Source organism: Mesorhizobium robiniae (assembly GCF_040545535.1).
Taxonomy (GTDB): domain Bacteria; phylum Pseudomonadota; class Alphaproteobacteria; order Rhizobiales; family Rhizobiaceae; genus Mesorhizobium; species Mesorhizobium robiniae.
Genome location: NZ_JBEPMC010000002.1, coordinates 570,131 through 593,673, shown reverse-complemented (window position 1 = coordinate 593,673; position 23,543 = coordinate 570,131). Strand labels below are relative to the sequence as shown.

At 63.8% G+C, this 23,543-nt stretch carries 19 protein-coding genes and 1 tRNA gene; 8 read left to right on the top strand and 12 right to left on the bottom strand.

The window, feature by feature from the left end; translation table 11 throughout:
- Positions 1 to 23: 23 nt before the first annotated feature.
- Together ABID19_RS07205 and ABID19_RS07200 are read right to left on the bottom strand one after the other, a co-directional pair.
- A complete protein-coding gene (locus ABID19_RS07205) occupies positions 24 to 1,550 on the bottom strand; it encodes an ABC transporter substrate-binding protein (RefSeq protein ID WP_354489168.1) in 1,527 nt (508 codons plus the stop codon).
- Positions 1,551 to 1,655: 105 nt separating this feature from the next.
- Positions 1,656 to 3,230, bottom strand: a complete 1,575-nt coding sequence (locus tag ABID19_RS07200) for a phytoene desaturase family protein (RefSeq protein WP_354489166.1) — start codon at positions 3,228 to 3,230, stop codon at positions 1,656 to 1,658.
- Positions 3,231 to 3,354: 124 nt separating this feature from the next.
- On the opposite strand from ABID19_RS07200, the gene ABID19_RS07195 reads away from it, so the two are divergent.
- The 5 genes from ABID19_RS07195 to ABID19_RS07175 all read left to right on the top strand — a co-directional run bounded on the left by ABID19_RS07195 (position 3,355) and on the right by ABID19_RS07175 (position 10,287).
- Positions 3,355 to 4,146: a cyclase family protein gene (locus tag ABID19_RS07195; protein WP_354489164.1), complete on the top strand. Its 792-nt coding sequence runs from the start codon at positions 3,355 to 3,357 to the stop codon at positions 4,144 to 4,146.
- Positions 4,147 to 4,453: 307 nt separating this feature from the next.
- Positions 4,454 to 6,025 (top strand): phytoene desaturase family protein, encoded by a 1,572-nt coding sequence (locus ABID19_RS07190; RefSeq protein ID WP_354489162.1) that lies wholly within the window; start codon positions 4,454 to 4,456, stop codon positions 6,023 to 6,025.
- Positions 6,025 to 6,504, top strand: coding sequence for a MarR family winged helix-turn-helix transcriptional regulator (locus ABID19_RS07185; RefSeq protein WP_354489160.1), 480 nt, complete (start codon positions 6,025 to 6,027; stop codon positions 6,502 to 6,504). The genes ABID19_RS07190 and ABID19_RS07185 overlap by 1 nt, the downstream gene beginning before the upstream one ends.
- 44 nt (positions 6,505 to 6,548) lie before the next feature.
- Entirely contained in the window at positions 6,549 to 8,702 is a 2,154-nt protein-coding gene (locus tag ABID19_RS07180; protein WP_354489158.1) for an indolepyruvate ferredoxin oxidoreductase subunit alpha, read from the top strand.
- Entirely contained in the window at positions 8,695 to 10,287 is a 1,593-nt protein-coding gene (locus ABID19_RS07175; RefSeq protein ID WP_354489156.1) for an indolepyruvate oxidoreductase subunit beta family protein, read from the top strand. The genes ABID19_RS07180 and ABID19_RS07175 overlap by 8 nt, the downstream gene beginning before the upstream one ends.
- An 82-nt stretch (positions 10,288 to 10,369) precedes the next feature.
- Here ABID19_RS07175 and ABID19_RS07170 read toward each other — a convergent pair whose 3' ends face one another.
- From ABID19_RS07170 to ABID19_RS07160, 3 genes are all read right to left on the bottom strand, one after another.
- Entirely contained in the window at positions 10,370 to 10,960 is a 591-nt protein-coding gene (locus ABID19_RS07170; protein WP_354489154.1) for a DUF2380 domain-containing protein, read from the bottom strand.
- A 76-nt stretch (positions 10,961 to 11,036) separates the two neighbouring features.
- The gene (locus ABID19_RS07165) at positions 11,037 to 11,363 is read right to left on the bottom strand and encodes a hypothetical protein (RefSeq protein WP_354489152.1); all 327 of its coding nucleotides are present in this window, start codon (positions 11,361 to 11,363) and stop codon (positions 11,037 to 11,039) included.
- A 66-nt stretch (positions 11,364 to 11,429) separates the two neighbouring features.
- Positions 11,430 to 11,855, bottom strand: coding sequence for a globin family protein (locus tag ABID19_RS07160; protein ID WP_354489150.1), 426 nt, complete (start codon positions 11,853 to 11,855; stop codon positions 11,430 to 11,432).
- A 563-nt stretch (positions 11,856 to 12,418) separates the two neighbouring features.
- On the opposite strand from ABID19_RS07160, the gene ABID19_RS07155 reads away from it, so the two are divergent.
- Positions 12,419 to 13,546, top strand: coding sequence for a PQQ-dependent sugar dehydrogenase (locus ABID19_RS07155; RefSeq protein WP_354489148.1), 1,128 nt, complete (start codon positions 12,419 to 12,421; stop codon positions 13,544 to 13,546).
- 48 nt (positions 13,547 to 13,594) lie between these two features.
- Here ABID19_RS07155 and ABID19_RS07150 read toward each other — a convergent pair.
- A tRNA-Thr gene (locus tag ABID19_RS07150) sits at positions 13,595 to 13,670 on the bottom strand.
- Between the two features lie 342 nt (positions 13,671 to 14,012).
- On the opposite strand from ABID19_RS07150, the gene ABID19_RS07145 reads away from it, so the two are divergent.
- Positions 14,013 to 15,185, top strand: a complete 1,173-nt coding sequence (locus ABID19_RS07145) for a hypothetical protein (RefSeq protein WP_354489147.1) — start codon at positions 14,013 to 14,015, stop codon at positions 15,183 to 15,185.
- A gap of 43 nt (positions 15,186 to 15,228) precedes the next feature.
- Here ABID19_RS07145 and ABID19_RS07140 read toward each other — a convergent pair whose 3' ends face one another.
- Together ABID19_RS07140 and ABID19_RS07135 are read right to left on the bottom strand one after the other, a co-directional pair.
- Positions 15,229 to 16,830 (bottom strand): cisplatin damage response ATP-dependent DNA ligase, encoded by a 1,602-nt coding sequence (locus tag ABID19_RS07140; protein WP_354489496.1) that lies wholly within the window; start codon positions 16,828 to 16,830, stop codon positions 15,229 to 15,231.
- 228 nt (positions 16,831 to 17,058) lie between these two features.
- On the bottom strand, positions 17,059 to 18,072 hold the full coding sequence (locus tag ABID19_RS07135) for a ligase-associated DNA damage response exonuclease (protein ID WP_354489145.1): 1,014 nt from the start codon (positions 18,070 to 18,072) through the stop codon (positions 17,059 to 17,061).
- 206 nt (positions 18,073 to 18,278) lie between these two features.
- Between ABID19_RS07135 and ABID19_RS07130 the strand changes: the two genes are divergently transcribed.
- A complete protein-coding gene (locus ABID19_RS07130) occupies positions 18,279 to 18,638 on the top strand; it encodes a hypothetical protein (RefSeq protein WP_354489143.1) in 360 nt (119 codons plus the stop codon).
- Positions 18,639 to 18,686: 48 nt separating this feature from the next.
- Here ABID19_RS07130 and ABID19_RS07125 read toward each other — a convergent pair whose 3' ends face one another.
- From ABID19_RS07125 to ABID19_RS07110, 4 genes are read right to left on the bottom strand one after another with little or no spacing between them, the layout of a single operon-like run.
- The gene (locus ABID19_RS07125) at positions 18,687 to 19,628 is read right to left on the bottom strand and encodes a 2-hydroxyacid dehydrogenase (protein ID WP_354489141.1); all 942 of its coding nucleotides are present in this window, start codon (positions 19,626 to 19,628) and stop codon (positions 18,687 to 18,689) included.
- Between the two features lie 30 nt (positions 19,629 to 19,658).
- Complete coding sequence (locus ABID19_RS07120; RefSeq protein ID WP_354489139.1) at positions 19,659 to 21,290, bottom strand: ABC transporter ATP-binding protein; 1,632 nt, start codon at positions 21,288 to 21,290, stop codon at positions 19,659 to 19,661.
- Entirely contained in the window at positions 21,287 to 22,426 is a 1,140-nt protein-coding gene (locus ABID19_RS07115; RefSeq protein WP_354489136.1) for an ABC transporter permease, read from the bottom strand. The genes ABID19_RS07120 and ABID19_RS07115 overlap by 4 nt, the downstream gene beginning before the upstream one ends.
- Positions 22,426 to 23,520, bottom strand: a complete 1,095-nt coding sequence (locus ABID19_RS07110) for a microcin C ABC transporter permease YejB (RefSeq protein ID WP_354489134.1) — start codon at positions 23,518 to 23,520, stop codon at positions 22,426 to 22,428. Before ABID19_RS07110 ends, ABID19_RS07115 begins: the two co-directional genes overlap by 1 nt.
- Between the last annotated feature and the right edge of the window lie 23 nt (positions 23,521 to 23,543).

The following is a 23,543-nucleotide window of genomic DNA, read 5'->3' as shown; positions in this document are numbered from 1 at the left end:
CGCGCGGCAAACCCGGACCGATCTCAGGCCGGGGTCATCAGCGCCGGCAGCAGCGCGCCGGAGACATGCTGCACCACATTGACGCCCTTGGCATGCACGATCGGCTGCGCATACTGGATCAGCGGCAGCACATAGGCCTGCTCGGCGATGTATTTGTCGACAGCCTTCCAGCCGGCGATGCGCTTGGCCTCGTCCTTCTCGCCCCATAGCGGGTTGATCATGTCGATCAGATCCTGGCTGTCCAACACCGAATGCGGGCTCGGGCCATAGGTTGCAAAGCCGGTCGAGGTCGTCGGATCGCCGATGGCGTTGCCCCAGTTATAGAAGGCGGCCGGCGCCAGCTTGTCGGCGGCGCGCAGTTCGTAATGCTTGGCGATCTCGTAGACCTCGATCGTCGCCTCGATGCCAACCTTGCGCCACATGCCGACGATCGCCTGGACCATCTCGTAGTCCTTGGGCTTGAAGCCCTTGGTCGTCTGAATCGTGAACTTGACCGGCTTTTCCGGCGAATAGCCGGACGCGGCCAGCAATTCCCTGGCTTTTTCCGGATTGTGCTCGACCTTGATCGACGCATCGTAGGCGGCATATTCCGGCGTTTCCAGCGTGTCGATGGGTAGGCCGTAGCCGCGCAGCAGCCGGTCGACCAGCAGCTTCTTGTCGATCGCCATCACCGCAGCCTGGCGCACGTTCTTGTCCAGCATCACGTCGATGTCGTTGAAGAAGATCATGCCGATGTCGGAAACATTCTTACACGAGCCGGCAAGCCCGTCCTTGGCGATCAGGCGGTCATATTCCTCATAGGGAATTTCGAGCGTCACCTGCGAGGAACCGGACTCGATTTCGGCAACGCGGCTCGCCGCATCGGTGACGAACTTGATCGTCACATTCTCGAAGGCCGGCTTGCCACCCCAGTAATTCGGGTTGGCCTTCAGCCGCAGGAAGGCGTTGCGCTCGAATTTGTCGACCATATAGGCGCCGGTGCCGATCGGGGCTTTTTCGAAGCCCTCGGCGCCGACCTTCTCATAATAGGCCTTCGGCATGATGTAGCCGGTCAGGAACGACATCCACTTGAAATAAACCGGGTCGAACTGCACCACGTCTCCGGTGATCTTGTTGCCGTCGATCTTGAAGTTGTTGACGTTCTTCCAGACGAACTGGATCGGATTCCCTGTCTTTTCGTCGCCCGCCCGCTGCAGCGACCAGACGACGTCCTCGGCCGTGAACGGCGAGCCGTCATGCCAGGTGACGCCCTCGCGCACCGTCATCATGATCTTGGTGCGATCCTCGTTCCAGCCCCATTCGGTGAGCAGGCCCGGCGCAAAGGACAGGTCCGGCTTCTGCGGAATGAACTGGTCGAACACCGACTGGTAAAGGCCCTGGATCGTCGGGTTGACTGCCGAAGGCCCGGTGGTCGGGTCCCATGACGGCAGGTTGACGTTGTAGGCGATGGTCAGTTCGCCGGCTGCCTTGGCCATTTGCGGCAGGCCGATGACGGTGGCGCCAAGTGCTGCTGCGCCATATCCGAGCAATTCTCGTCTGTTGATTGTCATGGTCGTTCCCCTGTTGGTTTTCTATGCGCGTCGTTGTCGTTCAGTGGGGTCAGGCTCCTTGGGCAACCGCGCCTTGCCCTCCTTCACCCACGGGTGTTTTGAATTCTACCTCCCGCCAAGCTGTTGGGCGAGCATATAGCCCGAGGCCGCACCGGTGCCGGCGCCTGGCCATGTTGCAGCCCCTGTGAGATGCAAATTCCCGACCGGCGTGTTCCACCCGGCATAACCGCGCGCTGGGCGGAACAGAAAATTCTGCGCCAAATGGTGGCTGCCGCAGATCTGGTCGCCGCCGACGAGGTTGGGGTTCTCGCGTTCCAGATCGAGAGGCGAGAACACGGCGCGGCCGAGGATCTTCTGGCGAAGGCCGGGCGCATAGGTCTCGATGATGTCGAGAACGCGCTCGGCATAGCTTTCCTTGATGTTGTCCCAGTGAGCCGGCGCGATCTTGCCCGCCGCATCGCCAAGGATTTCGGCGGGCAGCATGCGCACCTGCACCCACAGAACATGCTTGCCTTCCGGCGCCCGCGACGGATCGACCGCAGTCGGCTGGCCGACGACCAGCACCGGCTCGTCCGGCAGCATGCCGGACATTGCCTGCTGGTAGGTCCGCGACATCGCGTCGAGCGAAGGCGACAGATGGATATAGGCAAACTGCCGAAGCTCGGCGCCGGCGCGCCAATCCGGCAGATCGTCAAGCGCCAGATGGATCATCATCGTGCCCGGCGCATGACGGAATTTTTTCATCGCCGCGTCGAAGCCGGCGTCACTGGTGCCGTTTGGCAAAAGCTTTTCGGCCAGCGCCTTGGGCGCAACGCCGGCGATGACCGCCTTGGTGGCGGTATGCGTCTCGCCGGAAGCAAGCCGCACGCCGGTCGCCTTGCCGGCGGCAACGGTGATCTCCGCCACTTCAGCCCCGGTGGTGATCTTGCCGCCGGCAGCAGTGACCATTCCGGAGAGGGCACGGATGATGGTGTCGGCGCCGCCCCTGCCGAGCACCATGCCGAAGCACTGGTTTGCCATCGATTCCAGGTAGGGGAATACGGCGCCGCCAGCGATGTCGGGGGCGAAATCGAGATGCATGCCCCAGGTGGCCAGCGTCGCCTTGACATGCGGCGACTCGAAATTCTCATCGAGCCACGCGCGGGGTGAGGAAAGCAGCAACCGGCCGGTATCGAGCGCGCCGGCGAAACCCTTCTTGCGCCACAGGTTCCAGGCGGTGCCGGCCAGCGCCCGGCCGCTCATCGGCGCCCCCAGCAGCCGGAACAGATGCTCGGCTTCTCCAGGGAAGGCGTCAACCAGCCGCCGCCATGTGGCGGCGTCGGCTGAGGAAAAAGCTGCCATGCGCGATGCGGTCTTTTCCAGGTCGTTGCTGACGCCGAACCAGCGACCGTCGGGGAACGCACTGGCAAAGCAATCGGCGACCGGCGCAAATTCCAGCCCGTGGCTTTTCAATTCATTTGCATATTTCTTGTGAAAGGCCGAGCCGGCGAACAGGCTCAGATTCATCGCCCCGAAATCGTGCCGGAAGCCGGGCAGCGTGTATTCACGGGTCTGGACGGCGCCACCAATTGTTGCGCCGCGCTCAAAAATCCCGGTTTTCCAACCCTTGAGCGCCAGATGCGCGGCGCATGCCAGACTGTTGTGGCCTGCCCCAACGAATATGGCGTCAAACTCGCTCACACCCCACCCAACCCCATTTCCTTTATGCTTAAAGATAATTGCAGATGCATATGTTTTCGTCTAGTAGGATATTAAGGGCCGCAACGAGCCTTCAGAGCTATCCAAGAAAGAGGGAACAGAGATCATGGACACGCAAAAACTTCTCGGCGAGGTCGCCGGCCAGCTTCTTTCAGGCGCCATTCAGGTGGTCGACCTGACGGCGCCGCTTGGGCCGAATACGCCGCTGATCAAGCTGCCGCCGGAACTCGCTGTCGACACGCCGAAGGTCGAGATCCACGCCATCTCCGCCTATGACAAGAACGGACCGTGGTGGGCCTGGAACTGGCTGAAACTCGGCGAGCACTCGGGCACGCATTTCGACGCGCCGCAGCACTGGATCACCGGCAAGGATTATCCGGACGGCGCCACCGACACCATTCCGGCGCAGAACTTCGTCGGGCCGGTCAATGTCATCGACTGCTCCAGCCAAGCCGCTGCCGACCATGACTTCCTGCTCACCGTCGACCACATCAAGGCGTGGGAAGCCGAGCACGGCGCGATCAACGCCGGCGAATGGGTGGTGATGCGCACCGACTGGTACAAGCGCAACGGCTCGGAAGCCGAATTCCTCAATGCCGACGAGACCGGGCCGCACACGCCCGGCCCGACGGCCGAGGCCATACAGTTTCTGATCAGCAAGGACATCAAGGGCTGGGGCAGCGAGACGATCGGCACCGATGCCGGCAAGGCAGGGGGAATGGAGCCGCCTTTCCCGGCGCACAGCCTGATGCACAAGGCCAACCGCTACGGCCTCGCCAGCCTCTGCAACCTCGACCGGCTGCCGCCGAAAGGCGCGATCCTGATCGCCGCGCCGCTCAAGATCGAGCACGGCACCGGCAGCCCGATCCGCGCACTGGCGCTGGTGCCAAGGCATTAGGACGAGGTGGCGGTCTTCGGGAGAAGATCATGGTCGCAGGTGGTACTGCAGTGATGGGGTGGGAGCGGCAGCCTTGCAAAGCTGCCGCTCTACGGCGCCCCCCTCTGTCCTGCCGGACATCTCCCCCTCAAGGGGGGAGATTGGCAGTTTCGACGCCGCGTTTATTCCTGCAACGTTGGAGATTGGCGAAAGCCGCGATGACATCCGATCTCCCCCCAAGAGGGGGAGATGTCCGGCAGGACAGAGGGGGGCGCCGTAGAGCGCCAATCACCCCAATTGAACTCCTGCCGGCGGAGAGCAACCCTCAATGAACGCGCCCGATCACATCATCGTCGGCAGCGGCATCAACGCGCTGGTCTGCGCGGCGATGCTCGGCGGCAAGGGGGCGAAGGTGCTGGTGCTCGAGCGCAACGACCGCATCGGCGGCTGCATGCGCACCGAGGAGATCACCGCGCCCGGCTTCATCCATGACGTGATGGCGACGACCTTCGTGCTGTTCATCACCTCGCCGGCCTATGCAGCGCTGGGCAAGGATCTGGCGCGGCACGGCCTGGAATTCTGCAACACCGGCACGCCGACCGGCGTGTTGCGCCCGGACGGCAGCTATGCCGTCCTGCGTACCGACCGCGCCGCCAATGTCGCGGCTGCCAATGCGCTTGCCGCAGGCGACGGCGACCGGCACGGCAGCGATGTCGGCGAGATCGAGCGCAATGCCGGCCTGCTGTTCGGACTGCTCGGCGGCAGCCTGTGGTCCTATCCCACGACCAAGCTGCTCGCCGGCGAAGCATGGCGGCGAAGCCCGCGCAATCTTGCCGCCTTCCTCGGCGAAGCGCTGGTGCCGGCGCGCAGCTGGCTCGAAAGCACCTACCAATCCGAAACCACCCGCGCGCTGTGGGCGCCCTGGGTGCTGCATGCCGGCCTTGGCCCGGAAGACGCGTTCTCCGGCCAGATCGCCAAAGTTATCGCCTTCGCGCTGGAAGCTGCCGGCGCGCCGATCGTCAAGGGCGGTGCCAGGAATCTGCTTTCTGCGTTCGAAGCGCTGATCAAGGAGCGCGGCGGCGTGATCCGGACTGAAGGGGACGTTGCTTCCATCATCCAGAGCGGAGGCCGAGCAACCGGCGTGCGGCTGGCTTCGGGCGAAACCGTCACTGCAAAAAAGAGCGTCATCTGCTCGGTCACGCCGACCCAGCTCTACGGGCGGCTGCTCGGTGACGCGGCTCCGAAAGCCGACGTCGAAGCGACACAAAAATACCGCTACGGCAAGGGCAATTTCCAGATCCACTATGCCTTGGACAAACCGCCCGCATGGCGCGGCGAAGGCTTGGACAAGGTCGCGCTGCTGCACCTGACGCCGGGGCTCGACGGCGTGTCGAAAGCCTGCAACGAGGCCATGCGCGGCATGCTGCCGGAGGCTCCGACCATCTGCGTCGGCCAGCCGCACGCACTGGATCCGTCGCGCTGTCCGGACGGCAAGGCGATCCTGTGGCTGCAACTGCCCGAGGCGCCCCGCCATATCAAGGGCGATGCGGCCGGCAAATTGCAGACGCCGGCCGACGGCCGCTGGACCGACGCACTCCGCGAGGCCTACGCGGATCGCGCCGAAGCGATCCTCGCCAGCCATATCGACGGGTTCAAGGACAGCGTGATTGCACGCCGCGCCTATTCGCCGGCCGATCTGGAGGCGATGAACATCAATTTGGTCGGCGGCGATCCCTATGGCGGCTCCTCGACCATCGACCAGTCGTTCCTGTGGCGGCCGTTCAAGACGAGCCGTAATCACGCCACCGGGATCAAGGGCCTCTACCATATCGGCGCCTCCACTCACCCCGGCGCCGGGCTCGGCGGAGGTTCCGGCTCTCTCCTGGCGGGGAGGCTGTGATGGAACAGAAGGTTGAAAAGCGCCAGCGCATCTCGACTTTGGGCCAGATCGGCCTGCAGCAATTCGCGCCCTATCTGATGAACCGCATCATGGGCCGCTACAACGCCACCTTGCGCGACGATTTCCGCAAGCAGGGCCTGACCATTCCGCAGGTCCGGACGCTGGCCGTCCTGTCGGTCACCGACGGCGTCACCGTCAACGACCTCTCGGTCTATACTGTCATCGAGCAGTCGACCTTGAGCCGCACCCTCGACACGCTGGAGGGGCAAGGGTTTGTGCGGCGCGAGCAGGGGGTCACCGACAGCCGTATCCGCCACGTGTTCCTGACCGACGATGGCCGCGCCGAGTTCGCGCGCGCCTGGCCAGCTATGCATGACGCGTTCGAGGCGATGTTCGACGACATCGACGATGCCGAATATGCGGCGTTGATCGCCACGCTGCAGAAGATGCTGAAGAACATTCGCAAGCACGACATTTGATCTTACGCGCTGCCGGATGCCGGCGGTAACGGAAGGAGCCCAAAATGGCCGAACGGTCTTTTGCCAAGGAAGTCGAAAAGCTCAGGCTCGGCGCCGGCGAGGAGTTTTCCGGCGAAGGCATTCTCGCCATCACCAAAGCGCTGCTGCAATGCGGCGTCGGCTATGTCGGCGGCTATCAGGGCGCGCCGATCAGCCATCTGATGGACGTGCTCGCCGACGCACAGGACATTCTGGGCGAGCTCGGCGTGCATTTCGAGGCCAGCGCCTCGGAAGCGACCGCCACCGCCATGCTGGCGGCATCGGTGCATTATCCGATCCGCGGTGCGGCGACCTTCAAGTCGACCGTCGGCACCAATGTCGCGTCGGACGCGCTGGCCAACCTCGCCTCGGGCGGCGTTACTGGCGGCGCGCTGATCATCGTCGGCGAGGATTACGGCGAAGGCTCCTCGATCATGCAGGAGCGCAGCCACGCCTTCGCCATGAAGAGCCAGGTCTGGCTGCTCGACCCGCGCCCGAATCTGCCGTCGATCGTCAAGGCGGTGGAGGAGGGCTTCGAGCTGTCGGAGATTTCCAACACGCCTGTCATGCTGCAGGTCCGCATCCGCTGCTGCCACGTCCATGGCCATTTCATTGCCAAGGACAACAAGCGGCCGGCGATGACGGTGGCCGATGCGCTCGACGCGCCGCGCCGCGATACCGGCCGCATCGTGCTGCCGCCCGCTTCGTTCCTGCACGAGAAGGAGAAGGTGCAGAAACGCTGGCCGGCTGCCGTGGATTTCATCCGTAACAACAAGATCAACGAATTCTTCGGCCCGGAGCACGGGTCGGTCGGCATCGTCATGCAGGGCGGCATGTACAATTCGGTTATCCGCGCCCTACAGCGGCTCGGCCTCGCCGACACTTATGGCGCGACAGACGTGCCGCTTTATGTACTGAATGCCGTCTATCCCTTGATCGATGATGAGTTCCTGTCCTTCTGCGAGGGCAAGGACGCCGTGCTCGTCGTCGAGGAAGGCCAGCCCAACTATATCGAGCAGGCTTTTGCCGCGATGCTGCACAAGGCCGGGCGCGGCACCAAACTGGTCGGCAAGGAACACCTGCCGATGGCCGGCGAATACACCGGTCAGGTCATGCTCGACGGCATCGGATCGTTCCTGCGCGCCACCATCCCGCATCTGCTGCCAAGCGAGGTCCGCGCGCCGAACAAGATCGGCGACGGGCTCGATACCGCCGACCTGATCAACGTCGTCCCCGGCCGCCCGCCCGGCTTCTGCGTCGGCTGTCCGGAACGGCCGATCTTTGCCGCCACCAAGCTGGTCGAACAGGAGTTGGGCAAGCACCACATCGCCTCCGACATCGGCTGCCATCTGTTCTCGATCATGCCGCCTTTCGAGCTAGGCGCTACCACGATGGGCTACGGCTTGGGGCCGGCCTCGGCTTCGGCGTTCAATTCGCCCGATGCCAAGCGCCGCTCGATCTCCTTCGTCGGCGACGGCGGCTTCTGGCACAACGGCCTGACCTCGTCGGTCGGCAATGCGGTGTTCAACAAGAACGACGGCGTCATCGTCATCGTCGACAATTTCTATTCAGCCGCGACCGGAGGGCAGGACATTCTTTCATCCCGCGCCGGCAACAAGACGAAATCGACCAAGCATCCGATCACCGAGGCGGTGAAAGGCATGGGCGTCAAATGGCTGCGCCACATCGACCGCACCTATGATGTCACCAAGATGCAGGACACGCTGCGCGAGGCGCTGACGACGGACGAGAAGGGCCCGAAAGTCATCGTCGCCTCGTCCGAATGCATGCTCAACCGGCAGCGCCGCGAGAAGCCGCTGGTCGATAAGGCGATCAAGGGCGGCGAGCGCGTCCTGAAGCCGAAATTCGGCGTCGACGAGGATATCTGCACCGGCGACCACGCCTGCATGCGGCTTTCCGGCTGCCCGTCGCTGTCGGTGAAGTCGCTGGACGATCCGCTGCGCGACGATCCGGTGGCGCATATCGACCAGAGCTGCGTCGGCTGCGGCAATTGCGGCGAGGTCGCCGATGCGGCGGTGCTGTGCCCATCCTTCTACCGCGCCGACGTGGTGCACAATCCGAGCCGCTGGGACCGTTTCCTGGAAGCTGCGCGTCGCGCCACGATCGGCTTCTTGCAGCGGCGCCGTGAAAGCCGGCGCCTGACATTCGCCGATGCTTGACGCCGTCCCCTCATCGCGCTCGAAAGCCGGCGCTCTCGAAGACGAGCGCGTCATCAAGCTTGCCGTGCTGGCGGTCGGCGGCCAGGGCGGCGGCGTGCTGGCCGACTGGATCACCGACGTCGCCGAACGCAATGGCTATGTCGCGCAATCGACCTCGGTCGCCGGCGTCGCCCAGCGTACCGGCGCCACCATCTATTATGTCGAAATGTGCCGCGACACCGGCCGGCTGCCGGTCTTCGCGCTGTCGCCTTCGCAGGGCGACGTCGACATCTTGATCGCCGCCGAACTGATGGAAGCCGGCCGCGCCATCATCCGTGGCTTCGTCACGCCCGAGCGCACCACGCTGATCGCGTCGTCGCACCGCATCGCCGCGGTGTCGGAAAAGATCGAGCCCGGCGACGGCCGCGCATCGTCGCCAAAGGTGCATGCGACAGCGGAAGCCGCGGCCAAGCGCTTCATCGCCTTCGACATGGAGAAGATCGCCGCCGACAATGGCTCGATGATCTCGGCCAGCCTGCTCGGCGCACTGGCGGGGTCCGATGCCTTGCCGTTCACGCGCGAGAGCTATGAGCAGGCGGTCAGTGCCGGCGGCCGCGGCGTGAAGGCCAGCCTCGCCGCCTTCGGCGCCGCCTTCGATCGCGCCCGTGGTATCACGAACACGCCACCTCTGGGCGAAAAAGCTGCGGAGCCGAAAGCCATCGAAACCGGCGCGACGGCCAAGGTGAGTGGTCCGGAAAACCTGCTGAAGGGCTGGCAGGATCTTGCGGCCCGCGTCGCTGCGCTGCCGCTTCCCCTGCGCGACATGTCGCTTCGCGGTCTGAAAAAGGTCGTCGACTATCAGGACATCGCCTATGGCGGCGAGTATCTCGACCGGCTAGACCGGGCGGTCATCCTGGACAAAGCCGACCACGACTACGCGCTGTCGATATCAGCGGCAAAGCATCTGGCCAACGCCATGTGCTACGACGACATGATCCGCGTCGCCGACCTGAAGACGCGCTCGACCCGCGACAAGCGAGTACGCCGTGAGGTCGGCGTCAAGGACGGCTCGATCCTGCAGGTGACCGAATATTTCCATCCGCGTATCGAGGAATTCTGCGGCACGCTGCCGTCTGGCCTCGGCAGCTACATCGAGGCGCGGCCCAAGCTCGCCGCCTTCCTCGACCGCCGCATCAACCATGGCCGGCGCATCCGCACCGACAGCTTTGCCGGCTTCACCGCGCTGTGGTTCATCGGCGGCCTGCGCCGCTGGCGCCGCCGCCTGCTGCGCCACAAGGTCGAGACCGCGCATCTCGAGCGCTGGTACGCACTGGCGCTCGGGTATGTGCCGAAAGACTACGCGCTCGCCACGGAAATCCTCAACTGTCGCCGGCTGATCAAGGGCTACAGCGACACCCATGTCCGCGCCAGGTCGAAATTCGACCGCGTACTGTCGGCGCTGGATCTGCTCAAGGGCCGCACTGATACCGCCGACTGGATCAGGCGCCTGCGCGAGATGGCGTTGAAGGACGAGAAGGGCGACATGCTCGACGGCGCGCTGAAGACCGTGGCGACGCTGGGCGATGGCGCCGGTTCACCGAACTGATCGTGAACTAACTGGTGCTGCTTGCGCAGGTCTAACACGCGACGCCGGCGACCCTATCGGTCGCGGACTTTCCGTGAATACCCTACGGAATGCAATACTTCTCGACGTCACGCGCCGTGAACTCTGCTGCGCGTCGCCACGCTTCGTCGGTATCGCCCCGGTAGGTCAGGTATCGATCGCAGACAGGTTTGTTGTCGTTCAGATCTAGCACTGCAAACTTCACCCAGCCGACGAGCGTGCTCATCTTGTGCATCTGGCCGATCAGGAGATATCTCGCGCTGGCTGTTCTTGCCTGCTTCGAGAGATCGACAAGGCCAGGGTCCCTGATGGTGCAGTGTCCCGTCTGGCAGGGCAGCGCGACGAGGTCGATCTTCCGATTGTCCGAAAGACCATCCTGCAACGCAACGCCAAAGGCCTTCAGCCGCGCTTCGTGTTCGGCGGTCTGGTCCCTGACCTCGCCGGATGTATCCCTGAACTCGAAATCCGCGACAGCGAGGGCCGTTGGCTCGACGGCATCGGCAAAAGCGGCCGATGCAAGCACACCGGCGCCGATCAGGGTCAGGAGAAATTGTCCGCACTCAAAAAGTCGAAATCGAACTTCTGCACATAGCACCTTGAGCATCATCTCGTTCTCCGAGGTCGGGACGATAGCGATCCCAATGGCGGTGCCCATTGTCTCTTCGCGTTGTTGGGCGCGGAGAGAAGTGCAAGACTAGCCGGTTGCGTCGCAACGTCAACTTTTCCACCCGTTACTGGGTGGACTCGACCTTCGCGACGACGAGCTTGCCTTTGGCGCGCGAGATTTCGAGTGTCTGGCCGGGTTTTGCCAACTCGCCCGGGACCGAGATCACCATCGCCTGGCCCTCGGTGAGCGTCGCGACAAAGCGCACGGGCAGGTTTTCTTCGCCCGCCGCCATCGTGGTGACCACCCGGTAGCCGTCATCGGCCTCGGTGTAGTAGACGACACCATGAAAATTGCCGAGATCGACGGTCCCGCCCTGGCGGGCCGTCAATTCGCCGGCGGAAGCGGAACTTGCCGCAATGCAAAGCGCTGCAAGAGCTGTGTATCTGAACATCGTATTTCTCTCCATTTAGAATTGTCGTTCGGGTGGATGGTCGCCTTCGGCTGCATCCAATAAAAATCACGCTGCGAGCTGATCCTCGCGGGCAGCCGCGATCATCACACTCGCGAGCAACCCGTAGGCCGTCTCCCAAGCGTCGCGGACAGCCGGCGTAAAAGCCTCGCCGAGACCGGCCGCCAACGCCTCGATGAGCGCTTGCCCGACGATCGGGTAATGGTGCTCCTTGGCACCGTAGGCCACGTGACGCCTGGCGAGCACGCGCACCGTCGGGAGAATGGTGTCGGCACGATCTAGTCCGTGCACGACGAAGCCCAGGCTCGCCATCAGCTTGGCGCCTTGCTTGGTCATGTCTGTCACCGGAAACAGCGCGCGAAGATCCGGGTTGATCGCGAACAGGCGTTCATAGAACAGAGCGGCGGCGGCCACGCGTATTGCGACGACCTGGCGAAAACTGTCCTGGACGAGTCTGATCTGGTCGGGTGTCATCGGCGACGCTCCTGCCGTTACTGGCCTGGTGAGGCTCGGAACATCCCGGCAAAGCGTTTCGCGCGCATGTCGCCCGCGCGTAGATGTGTTTCAGTTGTGTCTCAGTTGGTTTTCATTTGCGCGCATTTGTCTTCATATTCGCGTGGTGTTGGGGCGCCGCTGGGCTCCAACACTTCAATTGAGATGCGCGCCAGTCTGAAACGGCGTTCGCAAAAACGTCGCGGCTATCGTTCGAGGAACACCGAAACGCGGATGCTCGGCTCCCTGGCTGAGTGCCAGGTCAGGCGCCCGGCACCCCCGGCAGATCCGCATCCTTGGCGACAGGAGGACGGCGCGACAACCGCTCGGAAAGCCTCGCCACCCACGAAGGTTCCACAACACCAGGCTTTTGGCGGTGGTCCAGGCCGGCCGACGACGGAGGACACGTGCGCAGGCCCGTCGGCAATGATATGCCCATAACTGACAATCCATGCAGGCGCATCAGCTTGGAACCGCATCGGTAGTCGGTCATTATCTCAGGGAGCCGGCGGCTCCTCCCTTATACCCGTCCGGATGGAGAAATCATGCTGCGGATACTCATTGCTTCGTCTTTTCTTCTTGCCTTCGGCGCGCCCATGCTCGCGCAGGACCGTTCCAGAAGCATAGAAAGCGAAACAGGCCGCATTGCGGTCGAGAGCTTTGCCGAAGGGCTCGAACATCCCTGGGGCGCGGCCTACCTGCCCGACGGCGCGTTGCTGGTCACCGAGCGTCCGGGCCGCCTGCGGCTCGTCTCGACCGACGGGGCCGTTTCCGATCCGATCGACGGTGTGCCGAACGTCCTCGCCAGCGGACAAGGCGGCCTGCTGGACGTGGCGCTCGATCTCGATTTCGCCAACAACCGGACGGTTTATCTCTCCTATTCGGAGGAACGCCGCGGCGGCGCGGCCACGTCCGTCGGCCGTGGACGTTTGGACGAGAACGGGCGCGCGCTATCGAACTTCGAAGTGATCTTCCGGCAGGAACCAGCCGTCTCCAGCCGGCACCACTTCGGTTCCCGCCTGGTATTCGCGCCGGACGGCAAGCTCTTCGTCACGCTCGGCGAGCGCGGCAAGGCGGGACAGGCGCAGGACGCGAACAATCATCTCGGGACGGTCGTCCGCATCAATCCCGATGGTTCGGTGCCTGACGACAATCCCTTCGTCGGCAAGGACGGCGCCGACGAGATATGGTCCTACGGCCATCGCAATGTGCAAAGCGCAGCGATCCATCCCGAAACCGGCGTGCTCTGGACGGCGGAAATGGGACCGCGCGGCGGCGACGAGCTGAATATTCCGCAAGCAGGCAAGAATTACGGCTGGCCCGTGGTCAGTTGGGGCCGGCACTATTCGGGCGAACGCATCCCCGATCCGTCCACTCGGCCGGAGTTTGCCGCCTCCGTCCATAGCTGGACGCCGGTCATCTCGCCTTCCGGCATGACCTTCTACACCGGCGACATGTTTGCCGATTGGCGAGGCGACCTGTTGATCGGCGGACTGTCGGCGAAAGGCATCGTTCGCGTCAGGATCGACGGCGAGCAGGTCGCAGGCGAGGAAGTCCTCGCCCTCGGCAGGCGTATCCGAGACGTGGTGCAGGCTCCCGACGGCGCGGTCATGGCGTTGACCGATGAACGAGCGGGAAGGATATTGCGACTGTCGCCGGCAGCATCGCAGTGATCCCAAGCGGCGCGTCAGACAATTTCTTGAAAATCGGGGGTAGGAGATTGGTGCCGCTTAGGTGACTCGAACACCTGACCCCATCATTACGAATGATGTGCTCTACCAACTGAGCTAAAGCGGCCCGGGAAGCCGGGGCCTCCAAGATGGGCTGGGTGATAGACGCAACCGGCCGCAAATTCAAGATGGGACTTGGCAATTCGTGTCGGGAGCTCCGCCGGGCGCATTAAGGGGGCCGCCGCGCGAATCCCGCATGCGCTCGCGTGATGCCACCGGCAGGTGCGCAGTGCCGCGTTGGTGCCGTGACGGGAAAATCGGTGAAAAATGTTGATTTCTTTACCGAAAACCGCCGAAATGGGCCTTGAACGCATCGCCAAGGCAGATTGGGGCCGCTGGCCCGTTGATTGATTGGTCGCCTACGGCTAACGATCATGACAATGTGACCGTACGTGCAGAGGGGTCCCGTTTGGACGCGATCGAAAAAGCGATCCGGAATGCCTTCGAGAAAGGCAATGCCGAAGACCGGACGTTTCGCGAAAGGGTCTATCGATCGGCCTTCGCTGCACTGGACCGCGCCCTGCAGGCCAACCCGGGGGTGACGGTGGAAGTTGCCATCAAGCGCCGCAAGGCGGTGCAGGCCAAGATCACCGAAATCGAATCCGAGTTCCTGCCGGCGGTTCCCGACGTCGGCCCAGCGACGGATGATGACGCCGCGGCACCGGCGGTGGAGCGGCCGGCTGAAGGCGCAGCCGAATCGACTGTCGATGCCGATACTGAACCTTCACCGTCGCCTGAGATCGTTGTCGACGGTCCAGTAAAGCCGCCTGTATCCGACGCGCCGCGGTCGCGCGTCCTGCCGGTCGTTCCCGATATCATGCCCGAAGCGGTTTCTGCCCATGTGCCGGAGATCGACATGTCGTCCCCTGCATCGACCGGAGACGGCGACGCGGAGGTGATGCCCGACCGCGACGACAGGCGTGTGAGGGGCCGCCGCCTGCCCCTTACAGCGATCTTCCTCGGCGTGACGCTGCTCGCCGCTGCCGGCATCGGCGTCTATTTCGCTGCGCAGACCGGCGTGTTCAAGTCGGCGGCAGAACTCGACACGGCCCCCCCGCAAACGCCGCCGACGGTGGAGGACGATGATTTCACGCCGCCAAGCGATACGGCCTCGCCGCTGACCCCCGGCGCCCCGGATGAGAATCGCGATTGGATCAATGTGTTTTCGCCGAGCGACCCGGCGCTTGTCAGTGCGCCTTCGGATGCCAGGGCCGAAGTCATGGAGGACGATAGCGGTTCCTTCCTGCGCATACGGTCGGGCGCCTCCGGTTCGGCCATCAGCTTCGACGTCGGGCAGGGTGTGCTGGAAAAACTCGCCGGCAAGCACGCCGTGTTCGACATCATCGCCCGTTCCGAGGAAGGCAAGGAGACGCAGATCTCCGTCGACTGCAATTTCGGCGAACTCGGCGACTGCGGCCGCAAGCGCTACGCGGTCGGCCACGAGCACAACGAATATCTGTTCGACGTGCGGTTCCCCGACAAGCGTCCGGGCGCTGCCGGCACCATCGCCATCAATTCCGACTTCGACAAGCAGGGCAAGTCGGTCGACATCTACGAGATCCGCGTCTCGATCGTTCCTTGAGCCTCAACGCATCGTGCGTCCGATTGGACGCACGTCGCTCTAGCTAACGGTCGAGCAGCGCCTGCAGCGTCTCGATGCGGTCGGCTTCGGCCGCCGGCTTGTCCCAGCGCAGCCGGGAAATGCGCGGAAAGCGCATGGCGACGCCCGATTTGTGCCGCGTCGAGCGGTTGAGCCCTTCGAACGCCACCTCCAGCACGAGGCCTTGCTTGCGGTCGGCCCGCACCGAGCGGACCGGGCCGAAACGCTCGATCGTGTTGTCGCGAACATATTTGTCGATCTGCCGCAGCTCCTCGTCTGTGAAGCCGAAATAGGCTTTGCCCACCGGCACCAGTTCCTCCGATCCTTCCGGCCCGGACCAGACGCCGAACGTGTAGTCCGAATAAAAGCTCGAACGCTTGCCGTGGCCGCGCTGGGCATACATCAGCACGGCGTCGACCGTGTGCGGATCGCGCTTCCACTTGAACCATGGGCCTTTCGGCCGGCCGGTGAGATAAGGCGAATCCCAGCGCTTCAACATCACGCCTTCGATGACCGGATGCAGCGGCTTGCGGCGCAATTCTTCCAGCGCCTGCCAGTCGGTGAATTCCACCAGCGGCGAAAGATCGAAGCGGCTCGGATCGAGGCCAGTCAGAAAGCCTTCGAGGCGGCCGCGCCGCTCACGGAAGGAGAGCGTGCGCAAATCCTCGTCGCCGATCTGAAGCACGTCGTAGCAACGCATGAACGCCGGATATTGCTGCTGGATCTTCGGCGTCACGCTCTTGCGGTTCAGCCGCTGCTGCAGGTCCGAGAACGTGCCTGTCGCCTGCCGGGGATCGCCAACCAGAAGCTCGCCGTCGAGAGTGGCGGAAAAGTCCATTGCCTCGGCGAGATCCGGAAAAGCCCCGGAGACGTCGTCGCCGGTCCGCGAATAAAGCCGGCGAATGCCACCTTCCGATACGGCCTGGACGCGGATGCCGTCCCATTTCCACTCGGCTGCGTAGTCCGCGGGGTCGAGCTTTTCGAGGTCGCCGTCACCAATCGGGTTCGACAGCATCACCGGCCGGAACAGCGCCAGCGCCGTTTTCTCAGGCTTCTCGGCCTTGCCCTCCAGCCAGGCGAACAGCTCGGCATAGGGCGGCGCCAGTCCGTGCCAGAGCTCCTCGATTTCGGCGATGTCGACCTTGCCGAGGTCGGCCAGCGCCTGCTTGGCCAACCGCGCCGAGACGCCGATGCGCAGGCCGCCGGTGACCAGCTTGATGATGGCGAAGCGCGCCGAGATGCTGGCGCTGTCGAGCAGCCTCGCCAGCACCTGCGGTCCATCGGAACGGCTCGCCGCCTGCAGCTTTGCCACGACCTCGGCGAGCGTCGGCGAATGGTTCGGGACGGTCCCGGGCGATTGCGGCCAGACCAGCGACACGGTCTCCGCGAGATCGCCGACATAATCGTAGGAATAGCCGAACAGCACCGGGTCCATGCGCTCGATGACCAGTGTGCGCAGCATCGCCGGCTTGACCGCCGCGATGGTGAGGTCACCGGTGATCGCAGCCAGCGCCAGCCCGCGATCCGGATCCTCGACGCTGCGGAAATAATCGGTCAGCAGCGTCAGCTTGCCATTGCGCGACGGCGTCAGGACGAGGCGGTCGAGGAGTTCGGCGAAGCGGTTCATGGCGGTAGGAACCATGGGCGAGCGTCGCGTTCTGTCGCGCCCCCCTCTGGCCTGCCGGCCATCTCCCCCACTTGGGGGGAGATTGGATGGCGTCGCCGGTTTCGCCAACCATCAACGTTGCAGAACGAGCGCCGGCGAAGAAGCTGCCAATCTCCCCCCAAGTGGGGGAGATGTCCGGCAGGACAGAGGGGGGCGCCGTAGGGCGCTGCGTCGAAGATCGCCATCAGCTCAATCGCCCTCATCCTCATAACCGACCAGATGCAGCGGCCGCGCGGCGATGCCTTCGAGTTCGCACCAGCGCACCAGGGCTTCCTCGCGGCCATGCGTCACCCAGATTTCCCCGGCGCCGGTCTCTTTGATCGTGGCGGTCAGCTCGTCCCAGTCGGCATGGTCGGAAATGATCAACGGCAGCTCGACGCCACCCTGCTTGGCGCGCTGGCGGATGCGCATCCAGCCTGATGCAAAGCACGAGATCGGATCGGGAAAGCGTCGCGCCCAGCGGTCGGCGAAGGCCGATGGCGGGCCGACGACGATGGCGCCGGCAAAATCGTCCTTGCCGCCGCTCTCGACGGTCGCCGGCTCCAGCGTCCCGAGGTCGATGCCTTGGCTCTGGTAGTAGCCGCTGAGCTTGGCCAGTGCGCCATGGATGTAGATCGGCCTGTCGTAGCCGGCATCGCGCAGCAACCGCATGACGCGCTGCGCCTTGCCGAGCGCGTAGGCGCCGACCAGATGCGCGCGTTCGGGAAACTGCGCCGTCGACTTCAGCAGGCGGGCGGTCTCTTCGGTATCGGGCGGATGGCGGAACACCGGCAGGCCGAAGGTCGCCTCAGTGATGAACACGTCGCATCTGATCGGCTCGAATGGTGCGCAGGTCGCATCCTTCTGGCGCTTGTAGTCGCCCGACGCGACGATGCATGTGCCCTGGTGCACGACCTCGATCTGTGCCGAGCCGAGCACATGGCCGGCCGGATGGAAGGTGACCGTGACGCCGTCGTTCAGGGCAATCGGCTCGCCAAGTGCGGCGGCTTGCGTCGTGCCGGCAAAACCCTCGCCGTAGCGCAGCCCCATGATGTCAATCGTCTGTTGGGTGGCCAGCACGGAGCGGTGGCCGGAACGGGCATGATCGGAATGGCCGTGCGTGATCAGCGCCCGGTTGACCGGCCGCACCGGGTCGATAAAGAAATCGCCGGGCGGGCAATAGAGGCCCTCGGGCCGGGGATGGAGCAGGTCGCTGGCGCGCATGGCCTAGAGATAGTTGCAAATTCCGGCGCGGGAAGCCTGTTGCAAGTGACTGCTGACTCGGCCTACAGGCAACTGTCGGCGGGTCTCCGTTTTCAGACCTCGTCCGGCACCCTTTTTCGTCTCGCCTGCGCCACGCGTGGCGGCGGCTGCGAAAAAGCCCGATTCGCATGCCCGAAAGGGCGGGACATCGAAACGGAGGACGTTCCATGCGTTGGAACTTGGTGGTCTTGGCATCTTGCCTGGCAATGGCCGGCTGCGCCGGCGCTTCGATTGCCGAGCGACAGGATGAGAATGTCCAATCCTCGCTGCAATATGACAGCGTGCCCTGCGACCAGTTGCTGGCGCAACGAAACCGGCTGGCGCAGCAATACCGCCTTCCGCAGGATGCCAAGCCGTCCTTCTCCGATCCGGGGGTGGGTCTCGGCCCGTTCACGCCGGACGTCCGTTCCAAGACCCAGCGTGAAGTCGAACAGGCAAGCGGGCGGATCGATGCGATGAACCGGTCGATCACCCGCCGCGAATGTGGCAAGCCAGCCAAGCGGACCACGTTTGGGCTGCCGGGTTAGTTCCCCTGTGCAGTGGATTTTGCCGGCTGCCGGCCGATCGGCGGCGCTCTAATACCCTGCGTCGCGGTTCACCAGGTTCTCAAGCTTCTCGCCGCGCTCGAAGGCGGCCATCTGGCGCAGCATGATCGGCACCAGATGAACGGGGTCGGAGGTCGCGGCTGCATGCGGCGTCACGAACACTTTCGGGTGGCTCCACAGCGGACTGGTCTTTGGCAGCGGCTCGACCTCGAACACGTCGAGGCTCGCCTCCTTCAGCGTGCCGTCGTCCAGCGCGCGCACGATGTCGGCATCCTTCTGCAGGCGGCCGCGCCCAGCATTGATCAGCACCGAACCGCCAAGGCCGTTGCGTTTCCTCAGCTCCTTCAGCACGCCGTAATTGATGATGCCTTGCGTCTGCGGGGTGAGCGGCAAAAGCACCACCAGAATGTCGGTGGCGTTGAGGAACGGGATCAACCCCGCCTCGCCCGCATAGGTCGAAACACCTTCCATCGTCCGCTCGCTGCGCGACCAGCCATTGACCGCGAAGCCGAGCGACAAAAGCACCGACGCCGCCGCGCGGCCAAGCGTGCCGAGCCCCATGATGCCGACGGAGATGTCGCCGGCTGGCCGCTGCGGCGGCTCGTGCCAGATCTTCCTTTTCTGCTGCGACCGGTAGAGCATGCCCTGGCGGTGATGATCGAGCACCCGCCAGACGACATATTCGGTCATGTATTGGGTCAGGTTGTCGGCGACGACCTTCACGATCGGCACGTCGGGCACAGTGGGATCGGCCAAGATGTGGTCGACGCCGGCGCCGATCGAAAAGACAGCGCGCAGATTGGGCAGCGACGACAGAAGGTTTGGCCGCTGCTTCCAAACCACCGCATAGGTGATCGAGGGATCGCTGGCGCCGTCTGGCTCGAGCACCACCTCGCGTTCCGCCGACAGCAATTCGCGCCAGCGCTGCGGATGAAAGCCGGTGACGGCAAGCAGGATACGGCCTTTTTCCATTTCCCGAGTTTTCTTCCCCTTTTGTAAAGGTTACTCGCTGACGATGCCGACCGGCGCCGTCTCGATCCTGAACGCGGCCGAGATCAGCGCCTTGGTATAGTCGGTCTGCGGCCGTTCGAAAATCTGTTCGGATGGGCCGGCCTCGACGATTCTGCCATTGCGCATGACGATGACGTCGTTGGCAAGCGCGCGGATGACCTTCAGATCGTGGCTGATGAACAGATAGGCGAGGTCGTGTTTCGCCTGCAGGCTGCGCAGAAGGTCGACCACCTGCGCCTGCACGCTCATGTCGAGCGCCGAGGTCGGCTCATCCAGCATGACGAAGCGCGGATTGAGCACCATGGCGCGGGCGATGGCGATACGCTGGCGCTGGCCGCCGGAAAACTCATGCGGATAGCGATTGCGCGTGGCGGGATCGAGCCCGACTTCCCCGAGCACATCGACGATGCGCTTGTCACGCTCATCGGGCGACAGTTTCGGCTCGTGGATCTTCAGCCCTTCCTCGATGATTTCTGAGACCGACATGCGCGGGCTCAAGGATCCGAACGGATCCTGGAAGACGATCTGCAGCTCGCGCCGCAGCGGCCGCATGGCATTGAAGGTCAGTTCGTTGATGTCGCGCCCGTTGAACCGAATGGTCCCCGTCGACGGGATCATCCTGGCCAGCGCCAGGCCGAGCGTCGTCTTGCCCGAGCCGGATTCGCCGACGACGCCGAGCGTCTGGCCGGCGCGCACAGTGACGTCGATGCCGTCGACCGCCTTCACATTGTCGACGGTGCGCCGGAAAAAGCCTTTCTTGATCGGAAACCAGACTTTTATGTCCTGGCCCGTCATGACAGGCTTGGCGGCAGCGTTGGCCGCCGGCGGCTTGCCCTTCGGTTCGGCGGCAAGCAGATGCCGCGTATAGGTATGCTGCGGGTTGGCGAAGATATCTTTCGTCGGTCCGGTCTCGACGATCTTGCCTTTTGTCATCACGCAGACCCGGTCGGCGATCTTTCTGACGATGCCGAGATCGTGGGTGATGAACAGCATCGACATGCCCTTGCGGCTCTTCAGCTCCGCAAGCAGTTCGAGGATCTGCGCCTGCACGGTGACGTCGAGTGCCGTCGTCGGCTCGTCGGCGATCAGCAATTCGGGCTCGTTGGCCAGCGCCATGGCGATCATGACGCGCTGGCGCTGACCGCCGGAAAGCTGGTGCGGATAGGCGTCGAGCCGCTTCTCCGGCTCGCGGATGCCGACCTCGTTGAGCAGTTCCAGCGTGCGCGCCTTGGCTTGGCGATCGCCCAGTCCCTGGTGCAGCGTCAGCACCTCGACGATCTGTTGCTCGATCGTATGCAGCGGATTGAGCGAGGTCATCGGCTCCTGGAAGATCATGGTGATCTTGTTGCCGCGCACGCGGCGCAATTCCTTCTCGTCGGTGGAGAGCAGGTCGGCGCCCTGGAACAGGATCTTTCCCGACGGATGGCTGGCGGCCGGATAGGGCAGAAGCTTCAGCACCGACAGCGCCGTGACGGATTTGCCGGAGCCGGATTCGCCGACCAGCGCCACCGTCTCGCCTTTGGCAATGTCGAAGGAAATGTGGTCGACCGCCATCGATTGGCGGCCCTCTTGCACGAAGGCGACGCTGAGATCGCGCACGGAGAGGATAGGGGCTTGGCTCATCTGAACGTCTTGCGCGGATCGAAGGCGTCGCGGGTCGCCTCGCCAACGAAGACCAGCAGCGACAGCATCAGCGAGATGACGACGAAGCCGGAAATGCCCAGCCACGGCGCGTTGAGGTTGCGCTGCGCCTGCTTCAAGAGCTCGCCCAGCGAGGCCGAGCCGGGTGGTAGGCCAAAGCCAAGATAGTCGAGCGAGGTCAGCGTCGAGATCGAGCCGCTGAGCAGGAAGGGCAGGAACGTCAGCGTCGCCACCATGGCGTTTGGCAACAGATGCCGGAACATGATGGTGCCGTTGGACACCCCGAGCGCGCGCGCCGCGTTGACATATTCGAAGTTGCGGGCACGCAGGAACTCGGCTCGCACCACGCCGACCAGCGCCACCCAGGAGAACAGCAGCATCAGCCCGAGCAGGATGAAGAAGCCGGGCGGCAGAATGGCGGCGACGATCAGCAGGAGATAGAGCACCGGGATCGCCGACCAGATTTCTATGAAGCGCTGGAACAGAAGGTCGGTCCAGCCGCCGAAATAACCTTGCAATGCGCCGGCCGTCACGCCGATCAACGCCGAACCGGCGGTGAGGATCAGGCCGAACAGCACCGAGACCCTGAAGCCGTAGATGACGCGGGCCAGCACATCGCGGGCCTGGTCGTCGGTTCCCAGCCAGTTCCAGTTGCCGACAACGCAATTGGGGTCAGCCGCACCTTGCGGATACTGATTGCAGCGTGTCTTGACGTCATAGAGCCAGGACGGCTTGGTGGGCGCCGCTTCGGGGATGGCATTGTTGACCGTCCGGTAGGAGTAGCGGACCGGCGGCCAGATCATCCAGCCATGGGCATTGATCTCGTCCTGGATGACCGGGTCGCGATAGTCGGTGACCGCATAGAAGCCGCCGAACTTCTCCTCGGGATAGGCGACCAGCACCGGAAACAGGATCTCGCCCTTGTAGGAAACCAGGACCGGCTTGTCGTTGGCGATCCATTCGGAAAACAGCGACAGCACGAAAAGCACGAGGAATATCCACAGCGACCAATACCCGCGCCGGTTGGCCCTGAAATTCTGCAGGCGCCGCTGGTTGAGCGGCGACAGCCAGGGTCGAGCAATCCGGTCCGGTGCGGTTTCGACCGCGGTCCCGGCCATCAGACGTCTCTCCGCTCGAAGTCGATGCGCGGATCGACCCAGGTATAGATCAGGTCGGACAGGAGCCCGACAATTAGCCCAAGCAGCGAGAAGATGTAGAGATTGGCGAAGACCACCGGGTAGTCGCGCTCGACCACCGACCTGAAACCGAGCAGGCCGAGGCCATCGAGCGAAAAGATGTTCTCGATCAGCAGCGAGCCGGTGAAGAAGGCCGAGATGAAGGCGCCCGGAAAGCCGGCGACGACGATCAGCATGGCGTTGCGGAAGACGTGTCCGTAGAGAACCTGCCGTTCCGACAGGCCTTTGGCGCGTGCGGTCACCACATATTGCTTGCGGATTTCCTCGAGGAACGAATTCTTGGTCAGCAGCGTCGTGGTGGCGAAGGCCGACAGCACCAGCGCCGTCAGCGGCAAGGTCATGTGCCAGAAATAGTCGACGATCCGTGCCGGCCAGGACAGCTGGTCCCAATTGTCGGAGGTGATGCCGCGTAGCGGGAACCAGTCGTAGAACGATCCGCCGGCAAACAGCACCATCAGCAAGATGCCGAACAGGAAGCCCGGAATGGCATAGCCGACAATGACGACGCCGCTGGTCCATACGTCGAATGCCGAGCCGTCCTTGACTGCCTTGCGGATGCCGAGCGGGATCGAGATCAGGTAGGACAGGAGCGTGATCCACAGCCCGATCGAGATCGAGACCGGCATCTTCTCCAGGATCAGGTCGATCACCGAAATGTCACGGAAATAGCTGTCGCCGAAATCGAACCTGATATAGTTCCACAGCATCATGCCGAAGCGCTCGAGCGGAGGCTTGTCGAAGCCGAACTGCTTTTCGAGCTTGGCGATGAATTCGGGATCGAGCCCCTGCGCGCCGCGGTATTTCGAGCCGACGTCGCCGGCCGCATCGAAATTGGCGCCGCCCGCGTCGCCACCGCCGCTGCCGAGCCGATCGCTGCCGCCCTGGTTGGTCAACCTGGCGATGACCTGCTCGACCGGCCCGCCCGGCGCGAACTGGATGACGGCGAAGGAGATAGCCATGATGCCGAACAGGGTCGGGATCATCAGCAGGATACGGCGCAGTATGTAGGCGCCCATCAGGTTCTCAGCCCTGCGTGCGC